The sequence below is a fragment of the Ruminococcus sp. genome (assembly GCF_017650195.1).
GTDB lineage: Bacteria > Bacillota > Clostridia > Oscillospirales > Ruminococcaceae > Ruminococcus.
The window spans coordinates 1-2,707 of the sequence record NZ_JAGCFH010000051.1 but is presented as its reverse complement, the minus strand read 5'-3'; the positions used below and the strand labels follow the sequence as shown (position 1 = coordinate 2,707).

General features: G+C 45.5%; 2 protein-coding genes. Both read left to right on the top strand.

Going from position 1 to position 2,707, the window contains the following annotated elements:
* Positions 1–328: 328 nt before the first annotated feature.
* Positions 329–1,924, top strand: a complete 1,596-nt coding sequence (locus J6U00_RS02295; protein WP_296578298.1) for an MBL fold metallo-hydrolase — start codon at positions 329–331, stop codon at positions 1,922–1,924.
* Complete coding sequence (locus tag J6U00_RS02290; protein ID WP_296578295.1) at positions 1,924–2,652, top strand: zinc ribbon domain-containing protein; 729 nt, start codon at positions 1,924–1,926, stop codon at positions 2,650–2,652. Before J6U00_RS02295 ends, J6U00_RS02290 begins: the two co-directional genes overlap by 1 nt.
* Positions 2,653–2,707 lie beyond the last annotated feature (55 nt).

Sequence of the window (2,707 nt, the reverse complement as noted above, 5' to 3'; positions counted from 1 at the left end):
TTCCTCTTATTAATGTATTGTTTCCGGAGCTTTCCTCCGGCTGTGAGTATATAATACCACGACATTTAATGTTTGTCAACTGTTTTTTAATGTTTATCATTAAATTTTGTATGTTTAAACATAAATCAACTATTTAAGCAAGCTGCTCCTTGTGGATTTTTACGATAATTTTTTATCGTTTATCATTAAATCGGCAACAAAAAAATTCGGATTTCAGTCAATTTTCACAGTTTTATTATGGACAAGCGTGGTAAAATGTGATATAATATAAGTAAGGAAATCATAATTTTGCTTCGCAGAATTATGTTTTACAAAAGGAGGAAATACAATGAAAATGACTTTTATCGGTGCTACCCATGAGGTCACGGGTAGCTGTACCTATATAGAAGCCTGCGGCAAGAGGTTCCTTGTGGACTTCGGTATGCAGCAGGGAGAGGATATCTTCGAGAATGTTCAGATACCTGTTTCACCTTCAAATATAGACTTCGTTCTCCTCACCCATGCTCATATCGACCATTCTGGTCTTCTTCCTCTACTCTACTCTGGCGGCTTCCAAGGAGAGATACACGCCACTGAAGCTACCTCCAATCTCTGTTCAGTCATGCTCCGTGACAGCGCTCACATTCAAGAGTTTGAAGCCGAATGGAGAAGTCGTAAGGCTGCAAGGCGGGGTGAGCCCGACTATGAGCCCCTCTATACAATGGAGGATGCTATCGGCGCTATTGAGCTTTTCATCCCTCACCGCTATGACACAGAATTTGAGATATCCGAGGGTATAAAGGTACTCTTCCGCGATGCTGGACACCTTCTCGGCTCATCAAGCATAATCCTCACACTCACTGAGGACGGAATCACGAAAACTGTCGCATTTTCAGGAGATATCGGCAATATAAAACAGCCTCTTATACGCAATCCGCAGCATATATCTGCTGCTGATTATGTGGTTATGGAATCCACCTATGGAAACCGTATCCATGACATTCCCACAGACTATACTGCCTCCCTTGCAAAGGTATTGCAGGAGACCTTCGACCGTGGCGGCAGCGTTATCATTCCCTCCTTTGCAGTCGGTAGAACTCAGGAGATACTCTACTTCATACGTCATATCAAGTCCGAGGGACTTGTCAGCGGTCACGACGGCTTCCCGGTATATGTGGACAGTCCCCTCGCAAACGAGGCTACGGATATATTCATAAGTAACCGTGAAAGCTGCTACGACGAGGAGGCTCTTTCCTTCGTCCGCCGCGGCATAAATCCTATTGGTTTCGACGACCTGATAAGAACGGTTAGCAGCGATGATTCACGCGCTATCAATGAGGATACGCGTCCCAAGGTCATATTATCAGCTAGTGGTATGTGCGAGGCTGGACGTATAAAGCACCATCTGAAGCACAATCTATGGAAAAAGGAGAATACCATCCTCTTCGTCGGCTATCAGGCAGGAAATACTCTTGGCAGAGCCCTTGTGGACGGAGCCAAACGCGTAAAGCTCTTCGGCGAGACAGTCAAGGTAGCAGCAAGGATAACTCAGCTTCCCGGAATCAGCGGTCATGCTGATATGAACGGTCTCATAGAGTGGGCAAAGGCTGTATCAGGAGTTCAGCGCTTCTTCGTAAACCACGGCGAGGCAAGCTCCTCCGAGAGCTTTGCACAGCGTCTACGGGACGAGCTGGGAGTTGAGGTATACGTCCCCTTCAGCGGTGCAGAATTCGATATCGCCGAAAACGAAATAACTATCGACGCAGAACCCATACCGATACCCAAAAGGAAGAATACCGCAAACTTCAATATCGCCTACAGTGATCTCATCGCCGCTTCGGACCGCCTTGCAGCTCTTATCAAAGATTCGGACGGCAGAACGAATTCGGATATGCGTCAGCTCACAGAGGCTATTCATAAGCTCTGTGACGATTGGAAGCTGTAATGCGTATCTGTCCTAAATGCGGTAGCAGAATATACGACGGCGCTGAAAAATGTCAGGTATGTGAAAAATTAAAAGGAACTGACCGCGAACACTACAAGCACACTAGCTTTGTCTTATTTTTCTTTTCCCTTGTTCTGGCGTCCGTATACGTGCTTATATGCGCTGTACACGGTATCATAAGACTATCCAATATAGATAGCGAGATGTTCCTCGAATACGACAGTCTGATAGGAACTATGGAGCCGCCTCCTGCCGTCATAGTTCTGAATTCCCTTGTATTCGGTATGCTCCTTCCTCTATCCTTCGGACTTTTCATAGTGTCCATAGCTCTGAGCCGCAAAGTAAAGCTACTAATCCCCTTCACAATAGTGGGCATTGTAGCTGAGTTTTCGCAGATACTCATGGACTGGAGAAACTACTGTCAGGTATTTCGTGAAAAGGACAGGTTCCTTTACGGTATAATCGGAATGGATATATTTTCTGCTCTGTTGGTATTATTCTTCTTTGCACTGATGATATGGATGCTGTCAACAGATTTCACCATAAGCCAGAGTCGTCTGCTAGTGGCTTTCGGCTTCGTGCTTGTTGCCTCCCGGTTCCTGCTCAAGATATATATGTCGGACGATCCCGAGATTCTCAGGTTTGTTTCGGCTACAAAGTCGTATATACTGCTCTCAGCAATGCTTGTGAACTCATGGAAGCGCTACACTGACAGCAGGGATATGTAAACACACTATATAACTAAAAAGCCCGGTCAAAAGACCGGGCTTTGATTTTTCTTAC